The 25,426-nt window shown below is 59.1% G+C and carries 19 protein-coding genes; 13 read left to right on the top strand and 6 right to left on the bottom strand.

Features of this window, described 5'->3' with window-relative positions; genetic code table 11:
* The first annotated feature begins 22 nt into the window (after positions 1 to 22).
* Complete coding sequence (locus BFL40_RS25160; RefSeq protein ID WP_071486459.1) at positions 23 to 1,177, top strand: patatin-like phospholipase family protein; 1,155 nt, start codon at positions 23 to 25, stop codon at positions 1,175 to 1,177.
* 46 nt (positions 1,178 to 1,223) lie between these two features.
* On the opposite strand, the gene BFL40_RS25155 is transcribed toward BFL40_RS25160, so the two are convergent.
* Positions 1,224 to 1,829, bottom strand: coding sequence for a TetR/AcrR family transcriptional regulator (locus BFL40_RS25155; RefSeq protein WP_071486458.1), 606 nt, complete (start codon positions 1,827 to 1,829; stop codon positions 1,224 to 1,226).
* 398 nt (positions 1,830 to 2,227) lie between these two features.
* Here BFL40_RS25155 and BFL40_RS25150 point away from each other — a divergent pair, with 398 nt between their 5' ends.
* The 4 genes from BFL40_RS25150 to BFL40_RS25135 are packed head-to-tail and all read left to right on the top strand — an operon-like array spanning position 2,228 to position 10,976.
* On the top strand, positions 2,228 to 3,355 hold the full coding sequence (locus tag BFL40_RS25150) for an efflux RND transporter periplasmic adaptor subunit (RefSeq protein WP_071486457.1): 1,128 nt from the start codon (positions 2,228 to 2,230) through the stop codon (positions 3,353 to 3,355).
* A 13-nt stretch (positions 3,356 to 3,368) separates the two neighbouring features.
* A complete protein-coding gene (locus BFL40_RS25145; RefSeq protein WP_071486456.1) occupies positions 3,369 to 6,431 on the top strand; it encodes an efflux RND transporter permease subunit in 3,063 nt (1,020 codons plus the stop codon).
* A 4-nt stretch (positions 6,432 to 6,435) separates the two neighbouring features.
* On the top strand, positions 6,436 to 9,561 hold the full coding sequence (locus tag BFL40_RS25140) for an efflux RND transporter permease subunit (protein ID WP_071486455.1): 3,126 nt from the start codon (positions 6,436 to 6,438) through the stop codon (positions 9,559 to 9,561).
* Complete coding sequence (locus tag BFL40_RS25135) at positions 9,558 to 10,976, top strand: efflux transporter outer membrane subunit (RefSeq protein WP_071486454.1); 1,419 nt, start codon at positions 9,558 to 9,560, stop codon at positions 10,974 to 10,976. The genes BFL40_RS25140 and BFL40_RS25135 overlap by 4 nt, the downstream gene beginning before the upstream one ends.
* A gap of 99 nt (positions 10,977 to 11,075) precedes the next feature.
* Here the strand turns inward: BFL40_RS25135 and BFL40_RS25130 are convergent, their stop codons facing one another.
* The 3 genes from BFL40_RS25130 to BFL40_RS25120 form a co-directional block, all read right to left on the bottom strand.
* Positions 11,076 to 11,948, bottom strand: a complete 873-nt coding sequence (locus BFL40_RS25130; RefSeq protein WP_071486453.1) for an Evf family palmitoylated virulence factor — start codon at positions 11,946 to 11,948, stop codon at positions 11,076 to 11,078.
* A gap of 472 nt (positions 11,949 to 12,420) precedes the next feature.
* Entirely contained in the window at positions 12,421 to 13,209 is a 789-nt protein-coding gene (locus BFL40_RS25125; protein WP_071486452.1) for an MlaA family lipoprotein, read from the bottom strand.
* Entirely contained in the window at positions 13,202 to 14,500 is a 1,299-nt protein-coding gene (locus tag BFL40_RS25120) for a serine/threonine protein kinase (protein ID WP_071486451.1), read from the bottom strand. The genes BFL40_RS25125 and BFL40_RS25120 overlap by 8 nt, the downstream gene beginning before the upstream one ends.
* A gap of 237 nt (positions 14,501 to 14,737) precedes the next feature.
* Between BFL40_RS25120 and BFL40_RS25115 the strand changes: the two genes are divergently transcribed.
* Positions 14,738 to 15,106, top strand: coding sequence for a hypothetical protein (locus BFL40_RS25115; protein ID WP_071486450.1), 369 nt, complete (start codon positions 14,738 to 14,740; stop codon positions 15,104 to 15,106).
* A 106-nt stretch (positions 15,107 to 15,212) separates the two neighbouring features.
* Here BFL40_RS25115 and BFL40_RS25110 read toward each other — a convergent pair whose 3' ends face one another.
* Positions 15,213 to 16,766, bottom strand: coding sequence for a glycoside hydrolase family 17 protein (locus tag BFL40_RS25110; protein WP_071486449.1), 1,554 nt, complete (start codon positions 16,764 to 16,766; stop codon positions 15,213 to 15,215).
* A gap of 334 nt (positions 16,767 to 17,100) precedes the next feature.
* Here BFL40_RS25110 and BFL40_RS25105 point away from each other — a divergent pair, with 334 nt between their 5' ends.
* The 3 genes from BFL40_RS25105 (at position 17,101) to BFL40_RS25095 (ending at position 20,137) form a co-directional block, all read left to right on the top strand.
* Positions 17,101 to 17,952 (top strand): glycine betaine ABC transporter substrate-binding protein, encoded by an 852-nt coding sequence (locus BFL40_RS25105; RefSeq protein WP_071486448.1) that lies wholly within the window; start codon positions 17,101 to 17,103, stop codon positions 17,950 to 17,952.
* 218 nt (positions 17,953 to 18,170) lie between these two features.
* The gene (locus tag BFL40_RS25100; protein ID WP_071486447.1) at positions 18,171 to 18,482 is read left to right on the top strand and encodes a DUF485 domain-containing protein; all 312 of its coding nucleotides are present in this window, start codon (positions 18,171 to 18,173) and stop codon (positions 18,480 to 18,482) included.
* Positions 18,479 to 20,137 carry a cation acetate symporter gene (locus BFL40_RS25095; protein ID WP_071486446.1) on the top strand — a complete coding sequence of 553 codons (1,659 nt, stop codon included), beginning with the start codon at positions 18,479 to 18,481 and terminating at the stop codon, positions 20,135 to 20,137. Before BFL40_RS25100 ends, BFL40_RS25095 begins: the two co-directional genes overlap by 4 nt.
* Positions 20,138 to 20,474: 337 nt before the next feature.
* Here the strand turns inward: BFL40_RS25095 and gltA are convergent, their stop codons facing one another.
* Positions 20,475 to 21,764, bottom strand: coding sequence for a citrate synthase (gene gltA, locus BFL40_RS25090; protein WP_071486445.1), 1,290 nt, complete (start codon positions 21,762 to 21,764; stop codon positions 20,475 to 20,477).
* 364 nt (positions 21,765 to 22,128) lie between these two features.
* Here gltA and sdhC point away from each other — a divergent pair, with 364 nt between their 5' ends.
* Genes sdhC through BFL40_RS25070 form a run of 4 tightly spaced genes read left to right on the top strand, consistent with a single transcriptional unit; the run spans position 22,129 to position 25,357 of the window.
* Positions 22,129 to 22,503, top strand: coding sequence for a succinate dehydrogenase, cytochrome b556 subunit (gene sdhC / locus BFL40_RS25085; RefSeq protein WP_003172804.1), 375 nt, complete (start codon positions 22,129 to 22,131; stop codon positions 22,501 to 22,503).
* A complete protein-coding gene (gene sdhD / locus BFL40_RS25080) occupies positions 22,497 to 22,865 on the top strand; it encodes a succinate dehydrogenase, hydrophobic membrane anchor protein (protein ID WP_071486444.1) in 369 nt (122 codons plus the stop codon). The genes sdhC and sdhD overlap by 7 nt, the downstream gene beginning before the upstream one ends.
* A gap of 3 nt (positions 22,866 to 22,868) precedes the next feature.
* Positions 22,869 to 24,641 (top strand): succinate dehydrogenase flavoprotein subunit, encoded by a 1,773-nt coding sequence (gene sdhA, locus BFL40_RS25075; protein ID WP_071486443.1) that lies wholly within the window; start codon positions 22,869 to 22,871, stop codon positions 24,639 to 24,641.
* Positions 24,642 to 24,652: 11 nt separating this feature from the next.
* Positions 24,653 to 25,357 (top strand): succinate dehydrogenase iron-sulfur subunit, encoded by a 705-nt coding sequence (locus BFL40_RS25070; RefSeq protein ID WP_003172807.1) that lies wholly within the window; start codon positions 24,653 to 24,655, stop codon positions 25,355 to 25,357.
* Positions 25,358 to 25,426: the final 69 nt, after the last annotated feature.

Here is a 25,426-nt window from a genome sequence, read left to right as displayed (position 1 = left end):
TTTCCCTACATGGAGTGATGCAATGCGCCCAGCTGAACCGGTCACAGGCTTGATTCTTTCCGGCGGCGGGGCGCGAGCGGCATATCAAGTGGGGGTGTTGGCGGCGATTGCAGAGTTGTTGCCACCGGGAGCGCCGAATCCTTTTCCGGTGATTGTCGGCACCTCGGCCGGTGCGATTAATGCGGTGAGTCTGGCCAGCGGCGCCACCGACTTCACCGCTGCCATCCAGCGCCTGACGGCCTTCTGGCAGGGCTTTCGCAGCCACTTGGTGCTGCGCAGCGATTGGCCGGGGGTGATCCGTCAGGCAGGCCGCTTTTTTATCCATAGCCTGTTGGGCCTGGGTGCTCAGGTGCCGGTGGCGTTGCTCAACAGCGCGCCGCTGCGGGATTTGCTCAACGACAAACTGCACCTGCACGGCATCGACGAGGCCATCCGCAAAAAGCATCTGCATGCGGTAGCGGTTACGGCCTTCGGCTACGAGTCAGGACAGGCGGTAACCTTCTATCAAGGTGGCGGCACCATCAATGCCTGGCTGCGCCATCGGCGTATCGGCGTGCCCACTCAATTGACGGTTGAGCACTTGCTGGCCAGTTCGGCGATTCCCTTACTGTTTGCCCCGGTCAAACTCGATCAAGAGTATTTCGGCGATGGCGCGGTGCGGCAGTCGGCGCCCATCAGTCCTGCCTTGCATCTGGGCGCCAGCCGAGTGCTGGTGGTGGGCGTCAGCGGCAACCCACGCGGGATCGATCATGAGCATCCCTTGCAGCGCGCCTATACCGGTCAGGAACCGACACTGGCGCAGATCGGTGGGCATATGCTCAACAGCACGTTCATCGACAGCCTGGAAAGTGATATCGAATTGCTGGAGCGCTTGAACCAGTTCAGCCATTTCCAGCCGGCCGACAGTGCCGCTGCTGGCTTGGCGCCAGTGGAAGTGCTGGTGATTGCGCCGAGTCAGCCGATCGATGAAATAGCCGCGCGTCATCGGCAGGAGTTGCCGGCGGCGTTGCGCTTGTTCTTGCGCGGGCCGGGGGCGACCAAAACCAGCGGGGCGGGGGTGTTGAGTTACCTATTGTTCGAGGCGGGGTATTGCAGCGAGTTGATTGAACTGGGCAGGAAAGATGCGTTGGCCAAGCGCGAGGAAATCACGCGGTTTCTAGGTCTGGCTCCAATCTAAATGTGGGAGCGGGCCTGCTCGCGAATTTCACAGGCGCCACGGTCTCTCAGTCCGGCTCACACCCCTTCAGCACCAACCGAATAATCGTCAACGCCGCCGCTTCATAATCCGCCTCATCCAGCTTTGCCTTCCCTGTCACCGCCGAAATCTGCCAATCAAAATCCGCATACGTCTGCGTCGCCGCCCAGATGCTGAACATCAAATGATGGGGATCAATGGCGGCGATCAAGCCGCGTTCCACCCAGCTCTGGATGCAGTCGATATTGTGCTTGGCCTGGGCGTTAAGCTGCTCGACCTGTTCGGCGCTCAGATGCGGGGCTCCGTGCATGATTTCGCTGGCGAACACCTTGGATGCAAAAGGCAGGTCGCGGGAGATGCGGATTTTCGAGCGGATGTAGTTGCTCAGTACTTCTTTAGGCTCGCCATCCGGGTTGAACGGCGTGGAAGCGGCCAGGATCGGCTCGATAATGCTTTCGAGCACCTCGCGATAGAGGTTGTCCTTGGACTTGAAGTAGTAGTAGACGTTGGGCTTGGGCAGCCCGGCCTTGGCGGCAATATCGCTGGTTTTGGTCGCGGCGAAGCCCTTGTCGGCAAACTCCTCGCTGGCCGCTCGCAGGATCATTTCTTTATTGCGCTCGCGAATGGTGCTCATAAAGTGCTCAGTCTCACAGATACTGTTTCTTTTTGGCGGCGTCTGTTGCCGCCATGCTGCGTCGCCGCTCCTCCCCATAGCGAGCTATGAGTCGTCGCGGCTCCTTGCCTGGCGGCAACAGCCACTCGCCAAAAGAGAAACGTATCTATGAAACTGAGCACTGAGTATTTCCTTGCTGAGACAGGCGGTCGAGCATGGTAGCACCGGCCTTGCGCAGCGCTCAAGAATCTCGCCGCAGCCCTTGCACCGTGGGCGTTGCAGCTGAGTTTGTCTGTCTTGATGCTGAACGCATTCGCAGTTGTACAGGCATGCGCTGGGCACGCTGCTAAAGTTCAGGTCAACGACGCGGCCATTGCGGCTGCCGTTCAGTCCTGTATTCGGCGTTCGAGTGAGAAACCGTGGAGAAAAGCAGACGACGTACGTTCGGCTGGGTCGTTGGCGCGTTGTTGGTGGTAGCGCTGTTGATTGGCCTGGGCATGCACTTCTTGAGTGGCGCTCATAAAGGCAAGCCAGCATCTCCCGGCGAGCCGGTCGCGGTGGTGCCGGTGGCCTTGCAGGATGTGCCGGTGTACATCGACGCACTCGGCACCGTCACTCCCACCCGCAGCGTCACAGTGGTGACCCAGGTCGATGGCATCCTCAGCAGCGTGGAGTTCAAGGAGGGCCAGCACGTCAGCAAAGGTCAGGTCATCGCCCGCATCGACGACCGCGCGCTCAAGGCGCAATTAGCGGTAGCCAAGGGCAACCTGGCCCATGACCAGGCTGTATTGAGCAACGCCCAGCGTGACCTGGCCCGTTACCGCGACCTGGTCAAGGCCGGCTCCACCAGCCAGCAAACCCTCGACACCCAGGCATCCCTGGTCCAGCAGCAACTAGGCACCGTCGCGGCCGACCAAGGCAATGTGCAAAACCTCGAAGTGCAACTGAGCTACTGCACCATCACCTCGCCGGTGGATGGCGTGGTCGGTTTGCGCCTGGTCGATCCCGGCAACTACGTCACCACCGCCAGCACCACCGGCATTGTGGTCATCACCCAGATGAACCCGGCCACCGTGGTGTTCGCCGTGCCCGAGGATGACCTCGGTGCGATCAATCAGGCCCTGGCCCGTGGCAGCGTTACCGTGCTGGCCTACGACCGCAATAAAAAATCCCTGTTGGCCACCGGCAACCTGTTGGCGCTGGATAACCAGGTGGACACCAGCACCGGCACCATCAAGGTCAAGGCGCAGTTCGATGATTCGGGCAATGCGCTGTTTCCCAACCAGTTCGTCAACGCACGGCTGAAGGCTGACACCTTGAACCAGATCGCCGTGGTACCGACCCGGGCGATCCAGCACGGTAGCAAGGGCGACTTCGTATTTGTGGTCAACGGCGACAAGGCCAGCCTGCGTACGATCAAGACCGGCCCGTCCACCGCAGACGTCTCGGCGGTGCTCGACAATGGCGTCAAGGCCGGTGAGCAGGTAATCACCGAGGGCGCCGACAAACTGGACGATGGCTCGCCGGTTAAGGTCGTCACCCAGTGAGGCGCTGCCGAGCATGAATATTTCGCGGCCCTTTATCGAACGTCCCGTTGCCACCACGCTGATGATGGTCGCGGTGCTGTTGCTTGGCCTGTTGGGTTATCACTTGCTGTCGGTGTCGGCGCTGCCTGAAGTCGATTACCCGACCATCCAGGTGTTTACCCAATACCCCGGCGCCAGCCCGGACGTGGTCAGCTCTTCGATTACTGCGCCACTGGAGCGCCAGCTCGGCGAAATGCCGGGACTCAAATCGATGAACTCCACCAGCTCCGATGGTGCCTCGGTGGTGACCCTGCAATTCGACCTGGCGCTGTCACTGGATGTGGCCGAACAGGAAGTGCAGGCGGCGATCAACGCGGCGGGCACCTTCCTGCCGGCCAACCTGCCGTACCCGCCGGTGTACAGCAAGGTCAACCCGGCGGATGCGCCGGTGCTGACGCTTTCACTGACGTCCGACGTGCTGCCGCTGACCAAGGTCGAAGACTTGGCCGACACACGGCTGGCGCAAAAAATCTCGCAGATCACCGGTGTCGGCCTAGTGACCATCAGCGGCGGCCAGCGCCCGGCGGTGCGGGTTGAGGCCAACACCTCGGTGCTGAATAGCCTGGGCCTGTCTCTCGATGACCTGCGTACTTCGCTGGGCACCGCCAACGTCAACCAGGCCAAGGGCAATATCGACGGTAAATTCCAGGCGTATTCCATCGGTGCCAACGACCAGTTGCAATCGGCCGAGGAGTATCGCGACCTGGTGATCGCCTACAAAAACGGCGCGCCGATTCGCCTGTCGCAGATCGCCAGTTCCACCCAAGGCCCGGAGAACCCGCGGCAGGCGGCGTGGACCAACGACACCCCGTCGATTGTGCTGAATATCCAGCGCCAGCCCGGCGCCAACGTGATTCAGGTGGTCGACCGCGTACAACAATTGCTGCCCAAGTTACGCGCCAGCCTGCCGGGCACCTTGAAGGTTGCAGTGCTGACCGACCGCACCCAGACCATCCGTGCCTCGGTCACCGACGTGCAGTACGAACTGGGGTTGGCGATCTTGCTGGTGGTGATCGTGATTTTCGTCTTCCTTCGCAACATTCCGGCCACCATCATCCCGGCCGTCACTATCCCGCTGACGCTGATCGGTACCTTGGCGGTGGCTTATGCGTTGGGATTTTCCCTGAACAACCTGACGCTGATGGCCTTGACCATCGCCATCGGGTTTGTGGTGGATGACGCCATCGTCATGATCGAAAACATCACCCGCTATCTGGAGGCGGGCGACACGCCGTTGCAAGCGGCGCTCAAGGGCGCGGAGCAGATTGGTTTCACCATCATCTCGCTGTCGATCGCGCTGATTGCAGTGATGATTCCGCTGCTGTTCATGGGGGATGTGGTCGGGCGGTTGTTCCGTGAGTTCGCCATGACCGTGGCGGTGACCATCGTGATCTCGGCGGTTATTTCCCTGACACTCACACCGATGATGTGCGCGCGCATGCTCAAGTCCAGGCACGAGGAACGCCGGCCGGATTTCTTCGATCGCATCAACAACCATTACGTGCGTGGCCTGGACTGGGTCTTGGCGCACCGTACCCTCACGCTGATTTCGGTGGTGCTCACCGCTGCGCTCACCTTGTTCACGCTGGTGATCATGCCCAAGGGCTTTTTCCCCGATCAGGACACCGGCTTGATCCAGGGTATTTCCCAGGCCTCGCCGACCATTTCCTTCCAACAAATGCAGGTCGAACAACAGCGCCTGGCCGCGCGCATCCTCAAGGACCCAGCGGTGCAAAGCCTGTCTTCTTTTGTCGGCATCGACCAGACCAACCCCACCATCAACCAAGGCAATTTGCTGATCAACCTCAAGCCGCGTGGCGAGCGTGACAGCAGCACCGAAGTGATCCGCCGCCTGGCGGATGCCAACGCCGATGACGCCGGTATTCGTCTGTACCTGCACTCGGTGCAGGACCTGACCCTGGACGCCACGGTGTCCACCACCAGCTACCGCCTGGGCCTGCAAGCCACCGACCCGAATGAGTTGGAACAGTGGACCACCAAGCTGCTCACTGCGATCAAGCAAGACCCGATGTTTACCGACGTACAAAGCCAAGCCATGCAGTTCGGCAACCAGATCAAGCTGACCTTCGACCGCGCCACCGCCTCGCGCCTGGGCATCACCCCGCAGGCCATTGACGATGTGCTGTACGACGCCTTCGGCCAGCGCCAGGTATCGACCATCTACACCCAACTCAACCAGTACCACGTGGTGATCGCCACCGACCATCCGCCACGTAACTTGCCGGATTTGCTCACCGGTTTGTACGTGGACATTCCTGCCGGCGGCGTGGCGCCGTTGTCGAGCATGGCGACCATGGACATCGTGCGCTCACCGGTCACCATCAACCGCTTGGGGCAATTTCCCTACGCAGACGTGTCCTTTAACCTCGCCCCCGGCCAGACCCTCGGCGCAGCGGTGACGCGCTTGCAGGACATCGAAGCCAAGGTCGGCCTGCCACTGTCGGTGCAGGCCAACCTGGAAGGCGCGGCGGCGACGTTCCAGGCGTCGTTGTCCAACCAGGTGTTCCTGGTGTTGGCGGCCATCGTGGTGGTGTACCTGATGCTGGGGATTCTGTACGAGAGCTTCGTGCACCCGGTGACCATCCTCTCAACCCTGCTTTCGGCGGCCCTCGGCGCGCTGCTGGCGCTGCTGCTTACCGGCACGCAGTTCGACATCATCGGTTTGATCGGCATTGTGTTGCTGATCGGCATCGTCATGAAAAACGGCATCATGATGGTCGACTTCGCCCTGGAACTGTTGCGCGAAGGCGGCTTGAGCCCGGTGGATGCGATTCGCCAGGCGGCAGAGCTGAGGTTTCGGCCGATCCTGATGACGAGCATGGCCTCGCTGTTCGGCGCGGTGCCGTTGGCGCTGGGCACCGGTATTGGTTCTGAGTTGCGTCATCCGCTAGGCATCGCAATCATTGGCGGCCTGTTGTTGAGCCAATTGCTCACGCTGTTTTCCACCCCGGTGATCTTCCTCGCCATGCATGGCCTGGGTGAGCGCTTCAGCCGTCGCCCAGTGGCTGTGGATTGATGCGATGAACCTCAGCGCGCCGTTTATCCATCGCCCCATTGCCACCACGCTGTTGGCGGCCGGGCTGGCCCTGTTCGGCGTGTTGGCCTTCAACCTGTTGCCGGTGGCGCCGCTGCCGGAAGTGGACTTCCCGACCATCAGTGTCAGCGCGTCCTTGCCCGGTGCCGACCCAACCACCGTCGCCAGTTCCGTGGCCACGCCGCTGGAACGTCAGTTCGGCCAGATCGCCGGGGTCACGCAAATGACCTCCGCGAGTAGCCTGGGCTCGACCCGCATCACTATGCAGTTCGACCTGAGCCGGGATATCGACGGCGCGGCGCGGGATGTGCAAGCGGCGATCAACGCTGCACGCAGCAACTTGCCGAGCGACCTGTCCGGCAACCCGACCTATCGCAAGGTCAACCCGGCGGATTCGCCGATCCTGATCATCAGCCTGACCTCCGACAGCGCCACGCCGGGGCAGATGTACGACGCGGCCTCGACGGTGTTGGAGCAGCGCTTGTTGCAGACCACAGGCGTCGGGGATGTGACGGTGGGCGGCGGCGCGCTGCCGGCAGTGCGGGTCGAGTTGAACCCGGATCGGCTCAATCAATACGGCGTCAGCCTGGAGCAGGTGCGCCAGGTCATCAGTGCGTCCAATGCGAACCTGCCCAAGGGCAATGTGGCGGTCGGCGATAGCTCCTATGGCATCGGAGCCAACGACCAGTTGCTCGACACCAAGGATTACGGGCCGCTGGTGGTCAAGGAGCATAACGGCGACCTGATCCACATCGCTGACCTGGGCTACGTGCGTGAAGACGTGCAGGACCTGCGCAACTTTGGCCTGTCCAACGGCAAGCCGGCGGTGCTGCTGGTGGTGTTCAAGCAGCCGGGTGCCAACGTGATCGACACGGTGGACGCGGTGAAAGCCTCGCTGCCATTTCTGCAAAGCTCGATTCCGGCGTCGATCAAACTCAGCCTGCTGATGGACCGCACCACCACCATTCGCGCGTCGTTGCACGACGTGGAAATGACCTTGCTGGCGTCGATCCTGCTGGTGACCCTGGTGACTTTCGGCTTCTTCCGGGACTGGCGCAGCACCTTGGTGCCCGCCGTGGTGGTGCCGCTGTCGTTGCTCGGCACGTTCGGCGCCATGTATTTCCTGGGCTACAGCCTGAATAACCTGTCATTGATGGCGCTGACCATTTCCACCGGGTTTGTGGTGGACGATGCCATCGTGGTGGTGGAAAACATCATGCGCCACCTGGAGCGCGGCAAGACTCGGGTGGAAGCTGCCTTGGCCGGGGCGCGGGAAGTGGGGTTCACGGTGCTGACCATCAGCGTGTCGCTGGTGGCGGTGTTTATTCCGCTGCTGTTGATGGGCGGGATCGTCGGGCGGCTGTTTCGCGAGTTCTCGGTATCGTTGTCGGTGGCCATCGTGATTTCGATGCTGATCTCGCTGACGGTCACGCCGATGCTCGCCAGTGTGCTGTTACGTGCGCCCAAGGAAATTCGTGAGGGCAACGAACACCCTGACTCACGGTTTCACCGGTTTTATGACCGAACCTTGGGCTGGGTGATCGATCACTCGATCCTGATGGGCCTCGTGACGGTGCTGGTGATCGTGCTCGCGGGCGTGCTGTACGTGCTGGTGCCCAAGGGCTTTTTTCCCCAGGAAGACACCGGGCGCCTGCAGGGCAGCATTATCGCCGCGCAGAGTATTTCTTACGGGGCAATGCAAAAGGACTTCACCGAGATCAACCACAAGGTGATGCAAAACCCCAATGTGGAAACCGCTGCGGGGTTTGTCGGCGGTGGGGGCGGTGGTGGCGGGGCGGTCAACAGTGCACAGCTGTTCGTGCTGCTCAAACCCATCGATCAGCGCAAGGACAGCGCCACCGATGTGATCGGCCAGATTCGCCACACCCTGGGCGACTTGCCTGGGACCAAGCTGTTTTTGCAGGCAGCCCAGGACATCACCGTGGGCGGTCGGCAAAGTGGCGCGCAGTACCAATACACCCTGACCGCGGATGACCAGGCGTCCCTGGATGAATGGGTGCCCAAGGTGGTGGACGTGTTGCGCAAACTGCCGCAGCTGACCGACCTCAACACCGACCAGCAGGACAATAGCCTGCTGGCCAATGTGAACATCAATCGCGACACGGCGGCGCGGCTCGGCGTGGGCATGTCGGCGGTGGACCAGACGCTCTACGACGCGTTCGGCCAACGCCAGGTCTCGACCCTTTACCGTGCCGCCAACCAGTACCACGTGGTGATGGAAATTGCCCCCGAATACTGGAGCGATCCCTCCGCGCTCAAGGGTATTTATGTGCCGACGGGCAGCGAGGCGGTGTCGACCAAGGGCACCACGGCCTCGCCGAACCTGGCCAGCTCGGCGACGTTGGTGCCGCTGTCTGCGCTGGCGAATAACTCGGTGGCACGCACTGCAATCTCCATCAGCCACCAAGGCACGTTCCCCGCGGTGACCGTCTCGTTCAATCTGGCCCCCGGCACCTCAATCGGCCAGGCCACCGCATTGGTGGATGACGCGGTGAAACAACTACGCATGCCGGCCAGCATCACCGGCCAGTTTGCCGGTACGGCCCAGGTGTTCCAGTCCTCGGTGGCCAGCGAGCCGCTGCTGATTGTCGCCGCGCTGCTCTCGGTGTACATCGTGCTGGGCATTCTCTACGAAAACCTGATGCACCCGCTGACCATCCTTTCAACCTTGCCCTCGGCGGGCGTCGGCGCCTTGATCGCCTTGCTGCTGACCGGCACGGAGCTGTCGATCATTGCGCTGGTGGGGGTGATTCTGTTGATCGGCATCGTGAAGAAGAACGCGATCATGATGATCGACTTCGCGATTACCGAGCGGCGTGAGTTCGGTCTCACGGCCAAGGAAGCGATTCGCCGGGCGTGCCTGATCCGCTTCCGGCCGATCATGATGACCACCCTGGCGGCAATTCTCGGTGCGTTGCCGCTGGTGCTGGGCACTGGCTACGGCTCGGAACTGCGTCGGCCCTTGGGGATTTCGATTATTGGTGGGCTGTTGCTCAGCCAGGTGCTGACGCTCTACACCACCCCGGTGATTTACCTCTGGCTCGACCGGGCGTCCCAACGCCTGGGGCGGCACAAGGAAGCAAGGTCATGAAACTCAGAGACAGCGTGCTGTTGATCAGCCTGGTGCTTGGCGGTTGTATGGTCGGGCCGGACTACCAGAAACCTGCCATGCCATTGCCGCAATCGTTCAAGGAAGGCGCGCAGTGGCAGCGCGCGGCATCCAATCCCCAGGGAGCGATGGACAGCCAGTGGTGGCTGGCTTATCAGGACCCGGTGCTGAACGATCTGGTGGCGCGCTCGGCCAAGGCCAACCAGTCGATCATTGCCGCAGAGGCGGCGTATCGGTTGTCCCAGGCGCAGGTTGCGTCGAGCCGGGCCGGGTTGTGGCCGACGGTGGGGGTTGGGCTGTCGGGTTCACGCGGGTCGAGTGGCAGCAGCTCCAGTACCACGTCGAGCGCGACCACGGGCGGCGTGCAAAACAGTGTCAGCGCGACCCTGACCGCCAGTTGGGAGCCGGACCTGTGGGGCCAGGTGCGCCGAGGGATCGAGTCGAGCCAGGCCACGGCCCAGCAATCCGATGCGTTGCTGGCCGGGGTGCGGTTGTCCATCAGTTCCAGCGTGGCCAGTAACTACCTGGCGCTGCGCCAGATGGACATCGACGTGCGTCTGCTGCAACAGCAACAGACCATCAACCAGCAATTGCTGGAGATGATCCAGGCCCAGTTCACCCAGGGCGTGGCCACCAACGACCAGTTGCTGGTGGCCCAGGACCAACTCACCACCTCCATCGCCGATTTACAGACCTCGCTGCGTGACCGCGAACAATATGAGCATGCCTTGGCAGTGCTGGTGGGCATGGCGCCCAGCGAGTTCAGCGTGGCGCCGCGAAATGACTTCACCTTCATAGTGCCTCGGCCGCCGTTGACCTTGCCGTCGACCTTGTTGCAGCGCCGTCCGGATGTGGTGGCGGCCGAACGTTCGGCAGCAGCCGCCAACGCCAAAATCGGTGTCGCCGAGGCGGCGTTCTTTCCCTCTCTGGACCTCACTGCCGAGGTAGGCTATCGCGGCAGTGCCTTGGGCGGTTTGTTCTCCTTGCCCAACCGCATCTGGACCCTGGGCCCGGCATTGGCGGAAACGCTGTTCGATGGCGGTGCCCGTGAAGCGGCAGTCAAGCAGGCCGAGGCCAGCTACGACCAGATCGCCGCCACCTATCGCGGCACGGTGCTCAGCGCGTTGCAAAACGTCGAAGACAACCTCTCGGCGATCAATCACCTGCAAACCCAGGCCGATGCCTTCCAGCAGATTTACCAGCGTAACCAGCAACTGTTCGGCAGCCAGGAGGCGCAGTTGCGAGCGGGCACTGTTAGCCAGGAGGCGGTGTTGACTCAGCAGCTTGTGCTTTTGCAGGCGGAGCAGAATTTGCGCGATACGCAGGGGCAGTTGAGTCAGGGGAGTGTGGCGCTGATTCAGAGTTTGGGGGGCGGGTGGCAGGTCATACAGCACTGAGTGCCCGTGCCGTATGCGGATAATAAAGCGGCCAATGAAGGTGTTTGCCTTCATTGGCCGCTACGGTATTGGAGCGGGAAATATGATGGGTTTATATAATTAACCCGCTTTGGTTGCGGCAGCGGGGGTTGCTTTGTTCACGGGGAAGTTAGCACCGAAGAAGGTGCTTGCGTCTTCAATTTGTGATTGTTGCTGCTTGCGCAGAAATTCATCAAAGTCTTTCTTGACGATAGGGTCATTCAAAGCTTCATAGTCGAATACATTGGCGCCGTATTTATAGGCGAAGTTGATATCGACAAATTCTGCGCTGGCGCAGGCGGATGAAAATTTCGAGTTGCTTCTATCGAAATTTACCCGGTACTGTTTGATTTTTGGGATGTACATAATGGTCTTGCCAATCTTGATGACCTCGATGGAAACACCCACGGTAATGGTCTTGTAGAAGTCTTTGTTGTTTTCAACGCCGAAGCGTAGGGCGTCCCCCTGCTTAGCCATGAACTTTTGAAAGCTGTTCAGGGCGCTGCTGCCTTGCGAGACGACGATGTCCAGTATGAAGTTCACAAAGTCAGTGGCGATGCTGACCCCGCGAATATGTCGCGAGTACGATTGCTCATCAATTTTGCTCGGCCCCATCAGCGGAAGCTTTGACAGCGCAAGGCTCCAGAGCTCCACATCGGTCTTGTATTTCTCGCCCTCGGCTTCGGCTTTGCGCTGTACATAGTTGGTGACGACGGAGGTCATTTTGATCAAGTATTGTTTCAGTTCGCCTATTTTTTTCATCACTTCAGGATCGTCGACTAATTCGTTACCGATAATAAACTCAATGAGTCCATCCTTGTCGGCATACGGGTCATCTTTAAGTTTAACGTCCTTGAGTGCAGGGTCTCCAAAAAAGCTATTGGCTTCCTTTAGCTGTTCGGAGAATAAGCGGACATCTTTGACGTGGGCGGGCATTGCAGTAAGTGTTTTCATCTTGTCATTTCCTTATGAAAAAAGCAGCGATTAACTATTCGGTCGAGTGTGATCACGGACGGTCGTCCGTACAGTCGCGATTGTTAATCATGGGAGTAACGTGCTTAGCCATCTGAACTAAGCGTTGAAATGCCTCGGTGTGTCGAGGTTGGCCCTCTAAAAAGAGGTAGGGGAGTTATAGATTCAATGGTGGGGGTTGGCAATAAACAAACTCAACTGATTCGCTTGCATGGCAAGCGCAGTTATAGCGTTTGGAAGTTAGCAATAAAGTGGTTTTTTGACGGCCGCAGGTCATGAACATTGAATAATAGCTAAGTGATGACTGCTGAACAGGTTTTGGCGGTGGAGTTCGAGTTGCTGAAGTGCGGTGATGGGGAAGGGATGTCGGCAGAGGCCTGCGAGAGTCGACGAGTGGTTGCTTGAAGCGGCGCTGTGAAGAGGGCCTGTCGTGGTCGACAGGCCCGATAGAGACTTACTCGGCGATCTGCAACTTGCGCGATTCGGTATAGATGTAACGCACCTTTTCATACTCGAACGGGGAGTTCATCTGACCGTAGCGGAAGCTGGTCTGGTAGCGCTTGTCTACCGCGCGCAGGGCCCAGATTTCCGGGTGGTTTTCGCTGACCTTGGACACGTTTAGGAAGTTGATCTCTGTTTCGGCGCCGTAGTCGACGATCAGGCCGGTGGTGTCGCGCAGGTTCGACGGGCCGAAGATCGGCAGCACCAGGTACGCGCCACCGGGTACGCCGTAGAAACCCAGGGTCTGGCCGAAGTCTTCGACCTGGCGTGGCAGGCCCATGGCGGTGGCCGGGTCCCACAGGCCGGCGATGCCGATAGTGGTGTTGAGCAGCAGGCGGCCGGTGGTTTCCAGCGAGCGGTGACCCTTGAGTTGCAACAGGCTGTTCAACAGGTTGGGCACGTCACCCAGGTTGTTGAAGAAGTTGCTCACGCCGGTACGCAGGAATCTCGGCGTGACATAGCGGTAACCGTCGACCACCGGCAGGAACACCCACTGGTCGAAGCGGTAGTTGAAGTGGTACACGCGGCGGTTCCACGATTCCAGCGGGTCGTAGACGTTGAGGGCGGTTAACGACGAACGTTCGAACTCACGCTGATCCAGGCCTGGGTTGAATTTGAGTTTGGTCAGCGGTTCTTTGAAACCATCGGCGTCGACCACAGTGGGTTCGTGGGCCTTGCTGTTGTCGGCATTGGCCACGCCTGTGCACATCAAGGCGGCGAGCAGCAGAAGATATTTAGCCACGGAAGAACTCCAGCATGGCGTCGGCGTTGACGCGGTAATTGAGGTTGCCGCAGTGGCCGCCCAGCGGGTAGACAGTCAAGCGATCGCCGAAGGTTTTACGCAGGAAACCCAAGTCTCCAGGACCAAGGATCAAGTCGTCGGCGTTGTGCATGACGGCGATTTTCGGGCTGTCGTGCAGATAGTCCTTGAGGGCGTACAGGCTGACCTGGTCGATCAGTTGCAGCAGGCTTCCGCCGTCGGTACGCGCGCGCCACATCGGAATCACTTGTTCGGTGAGGTAGCAATCGAAGTCGCACTGCAGCGCACGCTTGAGGAACGGCGTGAGGCTGGTGCCTTCGGTGATCGGGTACTTGGGCGGGATAATCAGGCCGCGGCGGTTGATCAGGTCCGAGGTGAAGGCAATATCGGCCGCCGAGAAGCGGAACGAGGTACCGATCAGCATGGCCATCTGTTCGTTGGTCAGGTGTTGCTTGGAGTTCTGGAAGTCGTACAGCAGGGCGTCGTTGAGGTCGATGTAGCCCTTTTGCTGGAAGTAGCGGGTCAGTTTGTTCAACACCAGCTCATAGAACGTGGTGGTGTTGTTGATGCCCTTTACTTCGGTCTGTACCAGCTTGTCGAGGTTGGTGATCGAGGTGTAGAGGTTGACCGGCGGGTTGAGCAGCAGCACTTTCTTGAAGTTGAAGCTGCGACGGGTCTCGTCCAGCTTGCTGACAAACGCTGCATCCAGACCGCCCAGGCTGTAGCCGGTGAGGTAGAAATCGGTGACCGGCAGCGAGGCATTCTGCGCGCGCACTGCTTGCATCACGCGGTACATGTCCTCGGCGTCTTCTTGGGTGATACCTGGGGTGGCGAAGCGCGAGGCGGCGCTGATGAAGTCGAAGCTGGTCGGCGACGACAGTTGCACGACATGGTAGCCAGCCTGGTAATACAGTTTTTTCAGGTATTCGTTGATGCTGCTGTCATACCGCGCGCCGGTGCCGGAGATCAGGAAAATCAGCGGCGCAGCGTGATCTTGTTTGGCGATGCGATAGGTGAGCTTTTTAACCGCCCAGAAGTTATCCGGCAGGCTGAACTCACGCTCGGGACGCATCGTCAGGGTGTAGTCGGACTGGTTGATCTCGTCGTCGGTCGGCAACTTGGGACGAAGGTCAGGCGGTGTGGTAGCGATAGTCGCTTCAAACGGGTTGGTCAAAGGGTAGCCATAGCTGGCTTGGTCGATATCGACGGCCAGTGCTGACGCACTCAGAAAAAGGCTGCCCAGCAGGGCGGCACAGCGCAAGGAACGGAGCATGACTTAATCCCTAAGAGGAAGCGTACAAAATGAAGTTCGCAGGCTATGACCACCGCGTTGTCGCCGAAGTGCCACTACTCGGCACGAAAAGTCGGAAAAAAAACGCTGGAATTGGGGTAATAGTCGCCAGACGATACACTTTGCCACGCTTTGAGGAACGCTAATTGTGTGTATGCGTCTTGCTAACGGCCGCCAGGACATTAAGCTGAGCGCCGTTTTTGCCTATCGGAGTGCCACATGTCTCGTCGTTTGCCGCTGATCCTGCTGCTTATTGCCCTGCCGTTATGGTTGGCCGCCAGTTATGGCGCACGTTACGGCTTTATGGAGGATGGCCAGTGGGTGGGTATCTGCGTTGATGAGGCCAGTCGCTGGGAATGCCAACTGCGTTCGAACCTGGGGTTGATGATTCACTTCAAGGTGTTGGGGTGGGCGGCGTTGGTCACGTCGGTGCTGGCGTTTTTTGTACCCGGCCGTGCAGGGTGGGGGTTGGCGGTGCTGGGGCTGATGTTCGGGTTACCGGCGTTGGCGTTGTACAACACCACGTTTGCGGTGTTTGCGGTGGTGATTGCGGGGTTGCGATTGGTCAGGAAGCCAAGAGCCGCCTGACAGGGCTTCATCGCAGTTCAAGCCCGCTCCCACATTGACCGTGTTCACAGATGGCGATGTGTGAACCCAATCAATTGTGGGAGCAGGCCTGCCTGCGATAGCGATTTCAGGCCTTGCGCACTCTTAAGCAACGCCACAAAGCCACAACCATAAGCACGCTGACCACCGCCCAACCCCACGCCTGCTGGTTCATTAGGCCTTCGCGGTACAGTTGCGGCGCAATGCCGGCGCCGATGATGAAGGCTAACAAGGCGATCTCCCTACGTGGGCTTGTCACCGGACGCACCAGGTACACCAGCGCCGGCAATACCAGTGCCGCACTCGGGAAGCTGCGATAACGGGGGTCAAACACCAGCGCCAACATCATCACGGCACCTGCAAACCCGGCGATCGCCACCAGCCAACCCGCGCGCTGTTCCAGCCAGTTGAATGCCCGCTCGCGCCAGCCTTCCCGGGCGCTAAGGGCCAAGGCGGCATGGGCCAGTACCAGCAGGTTCAGCGCGACCAGTAATCCTGCCCACACCCACTCATCATTAAAACGCGCGGTGACGCGGGTCAGTTCAGCCCATGTGCCGATGGAACAGGCGGCGACGGCGCCGAGCAGCGGCAGCAAGATCGCAGAGCGGGTACTGCGAACGCGTCCACCGAGGGCCAGCGTACCCAATAGGATAATCCCACCTACGCCCAGCCACAGTGGCCAGTACGGCACATTGGTCACCGGCCCGGCAAGGATGCCTTTGTCCTGGCGATCCGCATCGAACAGTCCCCAATAACCGCCGACTGCGCCTTCGCTGGCGCGCTTCCATGGCTGGTCAAAGGCTTCGATCAGGTTGTAGTGCCAGCCATTGGCCTCGGCCATGGCCACAAAACCGCGCATGAACTTGGCTTCGTTAACCCGACTTGGCACTGCGGTTTCCCGCTGGCGACCCTCGCTGGGCCAGCCGGTCTCACCGATCAGCACGTCTTTGGGGGCGAACTTGTCGCCGAAGGCCTGGCGTACATCACCCACATGCTTGAGCGCCTGATCGATGCCCGATGGGTCATCTTCCCAGTACGGCAGCAGGTGAATGGTCAGGAAGTCCACCGCTGGGGCGATTTCCGGGTGTTGCAGCCAGAACTCCCAGACGTCGGCATAGGTGACTGGCTGCTTGATATGGCTTTTGACTTTATGGATCAGCGTCACCAGTTGCTTGGCGGTGACTTCCTTGCGCAGCAGCGCTTCGTTGCCGACGATCACTGAGGTCACGACATCGGGGTTGGCGTTGGCGGAGGCGATCAACTGGTCGACTTCTTTTTCGGTCGATATCGGATCGCTGCTGACCCAGGCGCCGATCATCAACTTCAACCCATGCTTGCGCGCCAGATCCGGCAAGGCTTCCAGGCCAGTCATGGAGTACGTGCGGATGCATTCAAAGCGGGTGGCCAGCAGGGCCAGGTCGGCGTCCATGCGCTCGGGGCGCAGCTTGAACGGCTGGTCGAAGGGCGATTGGTCTTTGTCGAACGGCGTGTAGGACGCGCATTGCATCTTGTGGCTGGCGCTGGCGACGTCGGGCAATACCACCGGCCGGCCGAGGCCATACCAATAGCCGGCGAGGACCAACAGACCGAGGATCAGGGCGAAAAAATAGGGCAGGGCAGGGAAGCGGGCATTCGCGGGCATGGTCGGCTTATCTGGGGGAGCAAAGGCGCGCATCTTACCCGGATTTGTCCCGTCCCAGTGGGGTTGCATAATTTTGACATGCAAAGTTCGGGCGGGATTTTGACGCCATATCCTACAAATCGTCCTGCTGGCGATGTGATGTCGTTTCTTGCTTACCTGAGGTCGCAGTCAGAGCAGGTTCCAAGCCCCGGCAGGTTGATGATCAAAGCGTCAGCACTCCACTGATGTCGTAGCCGCCGGATCGATGCGCGTGAAAGGGGCGCGGCGCACCAACATAACAACTAGGTTGACGTCGCTCGGCATCCGTCGGGCGCAGCACTTTCGGGGAAGTACGATGAAGATGCGACGACTCTTGGGCGCAGCTGCCACTCTGGTAGTTGCGATGAGCTCCACATTGGCCAGCGCCGACAGCAAAACCCTGAGCATCGGCTATGTAGATGGCTGGTCCGACAGCGTTGCCACCACCCATGTGGCGGCAGAGGTGATCAAGGCAAAGCTCGGTTATGACGTGAAACTGCAAGCGGTCGCCACCGGGATCATGTGGCAGGGCGTGGCTACCGGCAAGCTCGACGCCATGCTTTCCGCCTGGCTTCCCGTGACCCATGGTGAATACTGGGCCAAGAACAAAGACAAGGTGGTCGACTACGGCCCCAACTTCAAGGATGCGAAGATCGGTCTGATCGTGCCGGAGTACGTCAAGGCCAAGTCCATCGAAGACCTCAAGACTGATACCACCTTCAAGAACAAGATCGTTGGCATCGACGCCGGTTCGGGCGTGATGCTCAAGACCGATGAGGCTATCAAGGCTTATGGTCTGGACTACAAACTGCAAGCCAGCTCGGGCGCGGCGATGATCGCCGAGCTGACCCGTGCCGAAGACAAGCAGGAATCCATTGCAGTCACCGGTTGGGTGCCGCACTGGATGTTCGCCAAATGGAAACTGCGTTTCCTGGACGACCCAAAAGGGATTTATGGTGCTGCTGAAACCGTCAACAGCATCGGCAGCAAGGGCCTGGAGAAGAAGGCGCCGGAAGTCGCAGCCTTCCTGAAGAAATTCCAGTGGGCCTCCAAGGACGAAATCGGCGAAGTCATGCTCGCGATTCAAGAGGGCGCCAAGCCTGAAGCGGCGGCCAAGGATTGGGTCGCCAAGCACCCAGAGCGTGTTGCGCAGTGGACTGCTAAGTAACCCCCCGAAGCCTTTAGATAGCACCTTGCAAGCCCGCCTGGCGTTTTCGTCAGGCGGGTTTTGTCGTTTATGGGCCAAAGACTGTCAATTTTGTCAGTTCAAAGTTGGCAACAATCCTCATGTCGTTCTAATACTAAGGTCGTCTGGAACCCTTTGTGCAGCCGCATACAGTGGATACGTTCCAATAATAAAAAAGCTGTGCTGCGAGGATAAAAACAATGAACGACAGCATTTACCTCTCGATTCAAAACAGCCCGCGCTTCAAGGAGCTGGTGAGAAAAAGGGAAAGGTTCGCCTGGATTCTCTCGGCGATCATGCTTGGGCTTTACTCCGCTTTCATCCTGTTGATTGCCTACGGGCCACAAATACTGGGGGCCAAGATCAGTCCTGGCTCTTCGATTACCTGGGGCATTCCCCTGGGCGTCGGGCTGATTGTGTCGGCCTTCATCCTGACCGCTATCTATGTGCGTCGGGCCAATGGCGAATTTGACGACCTGAACAATGCGATTCTCAAGGAGGCTGCGCAATGATCCGGCGTCTATTGGCTGTATTCGGCGCTTCGCTGTTTGCTCCGGCCGTTTGGGCGGCGGATGCATTGACCGGTGAAGTGCATAAACAACCGCTGAACATCTCGGCCATCGTGATGTTTGTCGTGTTTGTCGGTGCCACCCTGTGCATCACCTACTGGGCATCCAAGCGCAACAAGTCGGCGGCTGACTACTATGCGGCCGGCGGCAAGATCACGGGTTTCCAGAATGGTCTCGCGATTGCCGGCGACTACATGTCGGCGGCGTCCTTTCTGGGTATTTCCGCGCTGGTGTTCACTTCCGGCTACGACGGCTTGATCTACTCGATCGGCTTCCTGGTGGGCTGGCCGATCATTCTGTTCCTGATCGCCGAGCGCCTGCGTAACCTGGGCAAGTACACCTTTGCCGACGTGGCGTCCTACCGTCTCGGGCAAACCCAGATCCGCAGCCTGTCGGCCTGTGGCTCGCTGGTGGTGGTGGCGTTCTACCTGATTGCGCAGATGGTGGGCGCGGGCAAGCTGATCCAGCTGTTGTTCGGCCTGGATTACCATGTGGCGGTGATCCTGGTCGGGATCCTAATGTGCTTGTACGTGCTGTTCGGCGGCATGCTGGCGACCACGTGGGTGCAGATCATCAAGGCGGTATTGCTGCTGTCAGGTGCCTCGTTCATGGCGCTGATGGTGATGAAGCACGTCAACTTCGACTTCAATACGCTGTTTTCCGAGGCGATCAAGGTTCACCCTAAAGGTGAAGCGATCATGAGCCCCGGCGGCCTGGTGAAAGACCCGATCTCCGCATTCTCCTTGGGGCTTGCGCTGATGTTTGGTACTGCTGGCCTGCCGCACATCCTGATGCGCTTCTTCACTGTGAGCGATGCCAAGGAAGCGCGTAAGAGCGTGCTGTATGCCACAGGCTTCATCGGCTACTTCTACATCCTGACTTTTATCATCGGCTTCGGCGCGATCCTGCTGGTCAGCACCAACCCGGCGTTCAAGGATGCGGCAGGCGCCTTGCTGGGCGGCAACAACATGGCGGCGGTGCACCTGGCCAACGCGGTGGGCGGCAGTGTCTTCCTGGGCTTCATCTCGGCTGTGGCGTTTGCCACCATCCTTGCGGTGGTTGCCGGCCTGACTCTGGCCGGTGCTTCGGCGGTGTCCCATGACTTGTACGCCAGCGTGATCAAGAAAGGCAAAGCTAACGAAAAGGATGAGATTCGCGTGTCGAAGATCACCACCGTTGCTTTGGGCGTGCTCGCAATTGGCCTGGGTATTCTGTTCGAAAGCCAGAACATTGCGTTCATGGTCGGCCTGGCGTTCTCCATTGCGGCCAGCTGTAACTTCCCGGTGCTGCTGCTTTCCATGTACTGGAAAAACCTCACCACCCGTGGCGCGATGATTGGCGGCTGGCTGGGCTTGATCAGTGCCGTTGGCCTGATGATCCTTGGCCCGACCATCTGGGTCTCGATCCTGCACCATGAAAAAGCCATCTTCCCGTATGAATACCCAGCGCTGTTCTCGATGATCATTGCGTTCGTCGGTATCTGGTTCTTCTCCATCACCGACAAGTCGGCGGCGGCAGAGAAAGAGCGTGCGCTGTACTTCCCGCAGTTTGTGCGTTCGCAGACAGGTCTGGGGGCGAGTGGGGCGGTTAACCACTAACAGTTTTAACCGTTACAAAAAAAATGCCCCGGTCGCAAGATCGGGGCATTTTTTGCTTTTATTGGTAACGGATTTCACAAAACTGTTTCTCTGTTCCTGCACCAATAAAAACCACCTCTACTTGATCGTTCCCGCGTACTGCGTAGTAACGCGTCCTGTGATGCTCTGCGTCACATTGCGCAGGGCTTGAGACTGGCGTTGTTGGCGGGACGCGGAGCGTCCGGCGTGGCATTCCCGCGCGGGGCGTGGGAACGATCACTGTTTCTCAAATCCTGCACAAATAAAAACGGCCTCCTTGTGCAAGGAGGCCGTTTTTTATTACCAAAGCGTTAGATGCTTACTTGCGATCTTCCAGTTTGGTGATATCACGCGACTCGTAGCCAGTGTACAGCTGGCGCGGGCGGCCAATCTTGTACGGGCTGGAGAGCATTTCTTTCCAGTGGGAGATCCAGCCCACGGTCCGCGCCAGGGCGAAGATCACGGTGAACATGCTGGTTGGAATGCCGATCGCCTTGAGGATGATCCCCGAGTAGAAGTCGACGTTCGGGTACAACGAGCGCTCGATGAAGTACGGGTCGGTCAGGGCGATCTCTTCCAGGCGCATGGCCAGTTCGAGTTGCGGATCGTTCTTGATGCCCAGTTCCTTCAACACTTCGTCGCAGGTCTTCTTCATCACAGTGGCGCGCGGGTCGCGGTTCTTGTAGACCCGGTGACCGAAGCCCATCAACTTGAACGGATCGTTCTTGTCTTTGGCCTTGGCGATGAATTTGTCGATGTTCGACACATCACCAATTTCATCCAGCATGGTCAATACGGCTTCGTTCGCACCGCCGTGGGCAGGGCCCCACAGTGCGGCGATACCGGCGGCGATACAGGCGAACGGGTTGGCGCCCGAAGAGCCTGCCAGGCGTACGGTAGAGGTCGAAGCGTTTTGCTCGTGGTCGGCGTGGAGGATGAAGATCTTGTCCATCGCCTTGGCCAGCACCGGGCTGATCGGTTTGATCTCGCACGGCGTGTTGAACATCATGTGCAGGAAGTTTTCCGCGTACGTCAGGTCGTTGCGCGGGTACATCATGGGTTGGCCCATGGAGTACTTGTAAACCATTGCTGCCAGGGTCGGCATCTTGGCAACCAGGCGGATCGCGGAAATTTCGCGATGCTGCGGGTTATTGATGTCCAGGGAGTCGTGATAGAAGGCAGACAGGGCGCCAACCACGCCGCACATGACGGCCATCGGGTGGGCGTCGCGACGGAAGCCGTTGAAGAAGGTCTTCAACTGCTCGTGAACCATGGTGTGGTTCTTCACGGTGCTGACGAACTGGGCTTTTTGCTCGGCTGTTGGCAATTCGCCATTTAGCAGCAGGTAGCAGGTTTCCAGGTAGTCCGACTGTTCAGCCAGTTGCTCGATCGGGTAGCCCCGGTGCAGCAAAATGCCATTGTCGCCATCGATATAGGTGATCTTCGACTCGCAAGAGGCGGTCGACATGAAGCCTGGGTCGAATGTGAAACGGCCCGTGGCCGTCAGGCCCCGTACGTCGATAACATCGGGACCAACGGTGCCGGTTAAAATGGGCAGCTCGACGGGGGCTGCGCCCTCGATGATCAACTGCGCTTTTTTGTCAGCCATGTGGCCTCCTATTTATGCTTCAAATCATCAGACAGACCCCCCACGCAGGGCCCGCACCACTATAGTGAGATAAATTCAGATGTCAATTTGCCTAAAGTCTTGCTCCAGAAGGCTTTAACCGTACTTTTTCCTCGAAATTGACTGCCATTTACGCCTTTTATCCCGCCAGCGCAATCAGCTATTAGGGTGAGGAGCGCGCGTTGTCATTAGTAACCTAACTGTCTATACTCGGCCACCGACCGCCAAGGGCTTTTGGGCTTGCTTTCATTGGGGGTCGCACTCCCTGGGTGGTGCTTACCTGACCAGTGCACTCCCCAACAACTTTGCCCTGATTGTTAGGGGCTCTTCAGTGTGAAAAAAAGCCGTGAATAGCCAACGACCTGTAAACCTAGACCTAAGGACCATCAAACTCCCCATCACCGGCGTTACGTCGTTCCTGCACCGTGTTTCCGGCATCATCCTGTTCCTGGGCCTGGGCATCATGCTTTATGCATTGAGCAAATCCCTGGGTTCCGAGGAAGGTTATGCCGAGGTGAAGGCATGCTTGACCAGTCCTCTGGCCAAGTTCGTAGCATGGGGCCTCCTGTCCGCTCTTCTGTATCACCTGGTAGCCGGCGTGCGCCACTTGATCATGGATATGGGCATCGGTGAAACGCTGGAAGGCGGCCGACTGGGCTCGAAAATCATCATCGCCATTTCCGTGGTGCTGATCGTTCTGGCAGGAGTTTGGATATGGTAACCAGCGTTACGAACCTTTCGCGTTCGGGCCTCTATGACTGGATGGCGCAGCGTGTGTCTGCGGTCGTTCTCGCGGCTTATTTCATTTTCCTGATCGGATACCTCGTCGCAAACCCGGGCATCGGCTATGAGCAATGGCACGGCCTGTTTGCCCACAATGCGATGCGAATCTTCAGTCTGCTGGCACTTGTAGCTCTGGGCGCTCACGCCTGGGTCGGCATGTGGACCATCGCGACCGACTACCTGACGCCGATGGCGCTGGGCAAGTCCGCGACCGCAGTCCGTTTCCTCTTCCAGGCAGTATGCGGCGTTGCGATGTTCGCTTACTTCGTCTGGGGTGTGCAGATTCTTTGGGGTATCTGATTCATGGCTAACATTCCAACTATTTCCTTCGACGCCATCATCATTGGCGGCGGCGGTGCTGGCATGCGCGCAGCGCTGCAGCTGGCCCAGGGTGGTCACAAGACTGCCGTGATCACCAAGGTGTTCCCGACGCGTTCCCACACCGTATCGGCCCAGGGCGGCATCACCTGCGCCATCGCGTCCGCCGACCCGAACGATGACTGGCGCTGGCACATGTACGATACCGTCAAGGGTTCCGACTACATCGGTGACCAGGACGCTATCGAATACATGTGTCAGGAAGGCCCGGCTGCGGTCTACGAGCTGGACCACATGGGTATGCCGTTCTCGCGTACCGAACAAGGTCGTATCTACCAGCGTCCATTCGGCGGTCAGTCGAAGGATTACGGTAAAGGCGGGCAGGCTGCCCGTACTTGCGCTGCGTCCGACCGTACCGGTCACGCGCTGCTGCACACCCTTTATCAGGGCAACCTGAAAGCCGGTACCGTTTTCCTTAACGAGTACTACGCTGTCGATCTGGTGAAGAACGCACAAGGCGAATTCGTCGGTGTGATCGCCATCTGCATCGAAACCGGTGAAACCACCTACATCCGCGCCAAGGCAACCGTTCTGGCGACTGGCGGTGCAGGCCGTATCTACGCTTCGACCACCAATGCCCTGATCAACACCGGTGACGGCGTCGGCATGGCACTGCGTGCTGGCGTGCCGGTACAAGACATTGAAATGTGGCAGTTCCACCCGACCGGTATCGCCGGTGCCGGTGTGCTGGTTACCGAAGGTTGCCGTGGTGAAGGTGGTTACCTGATCAACAAGCACGGCGAGCGTTTCATGGAGCGTTATGCTCCGAACGCGAAAGACCTGGCGGGTCGTGACGTTGTTGCTCGTTCGATGGTTAAAGAAATCATCGCCGGTAACGGCTGTGGTCCGAACGGCGACCACGTACTGCTCAAGCTTGATCACCTGGGTGAGGAAGTGCTGCACAGCCGCCTGCCGGGTATCTGCGAGCTGTCCAAGACCTTTGCACACGTTGATCCGGTGGTTGCTCCGGTTCCGGTTGTTCCGACTTGCCACTATATGATGGGCGGCGTGCCGACCAACATTCATGGCCAGGCGATCACCCAGAACGCCGAAGGCGTGGACGAGATCATTCATGGTCTGTTCGCAGTAGGCGAAGTGGCTTGCGTATCGGTACACGGTGCCAACCGTCTGGGCGGCAACTCGCTGCTCGACCTGGTGGTATTCGGCCGCGCTGCCGGCCTGCACCTGGAAAAGGCACTGACCGACGGCATCGAATACGATGAAGCGACCGATGCCAACATCGAAGCCGCCCTGGCGCGTCTGAACGCCCTGAACGAGCGTACCGATGGTGAAGACGTGGCTACCCTGCGTCGTGAGCTGCAAAACTGCATGCAGAACTACTTCGGTGTATTCCGTACCGGCGAATACATGCAGAAGGGTATTGCTCAGCTGGCCGACCTGCGCGTGCGCATCGCCAACGTCAAGATCAACGATAAGAGCCAGGCGTTCAACACCGCTCGTATCGAAGCCCTTGAACTGCAAAACCTGCTGGAAGTGGCTGAAGCGACTGCGATCGCTGCCGAGGTTCGTAAAGAGTCCCGTGGTGCTCACGCTCGTGAAGACTTTGAAGATCGCGACGACGAAAACTGGTTGTGCCACACCCTGTACTTCCCGGGTGACAAGCGCGTAACCAAGCGTGCCGTGAACTTCTCGCCGAAGACGGTTCCGACGTTTGAACCGAAGATTCGGACTTACTAAGGGTGGCTGCCATGTTGAAAGTCAGTGTTTATCGCTACAACCCTGATCAGGACGCCGCGCCGTTCATGCAGGAATTCCAGGTCGATACCGGCGGTAAAGACCTGATGGTGCTGGATGTGCTGGCCCTGATCAAAGAGCAGGACGAGGGTTTCTCCTATCGTCGCTCTTGCCGTGAAGGTGTTTGCGGCTCCGATGGCATGAACATCAACGGCAAGAACGGCCTGGCGTGCATCACGCCGCTGTCCGCCGTGGTGAAAGGCAACAAGCTGATCGTTCGTCCTCTGCCAGGTTTGCCGGTTATCCGTGACCTGGTCGTCGATATGAGCATCTTCTACAAGCAATACGAGAAAGTTAAGCCGTTCCTGCAGAACGACACGCCGGCTCCGGCCATTGAGCGTCTGCAGTCCCCTGAAGAGCGTGAAAAGCTCGACGGTCTGTACGAGTGCATCCTGTGCGCTTGCTGCTCGACTTCGTGCCCGTCCTTCTGGTGGAACCCGGACAAGTTCCTGGGTCCAGCTGCTCTGCTGCAAGCGTACCGCTTCCTGGCAGATAGCCGTGACACCAAGACGTCCGAGCGTCTGGCTTCACTGGATGACCCGTTCAGCGTATTCCGCTGCCGCGGGATCATGAACTGCGTCAACGTATGTCCTAAAGGCCTGAACCCGACTAAGGCCATTGGTCACATCCGTAACATGTTGCTGCAAAGCGGCGTGTAACTGACGTTGTAGCAAAGCAGGACCGTTGTGCCCGTAAATGCTACGGCGCAGGCTTCAACCGGCGCCGTA

The sequence above is a fragment of the Pseudomonas costantinii genome (assembly GCF_001870435.1).
In the GTDB taxonomy this organism is placed as follows: Bacteria; Pseudomonadota; Gammaproteobacteria; order Pseudomonadales; family Pseudomonadaceae; genus Aquipseudomonas; species Aquipseudomonas costantinii.
The sequence above is the reverse complement of the archived record's forward strand: the minus strand, read 5'-3'. Positions and strand labels throughout refer to the sequence as shown.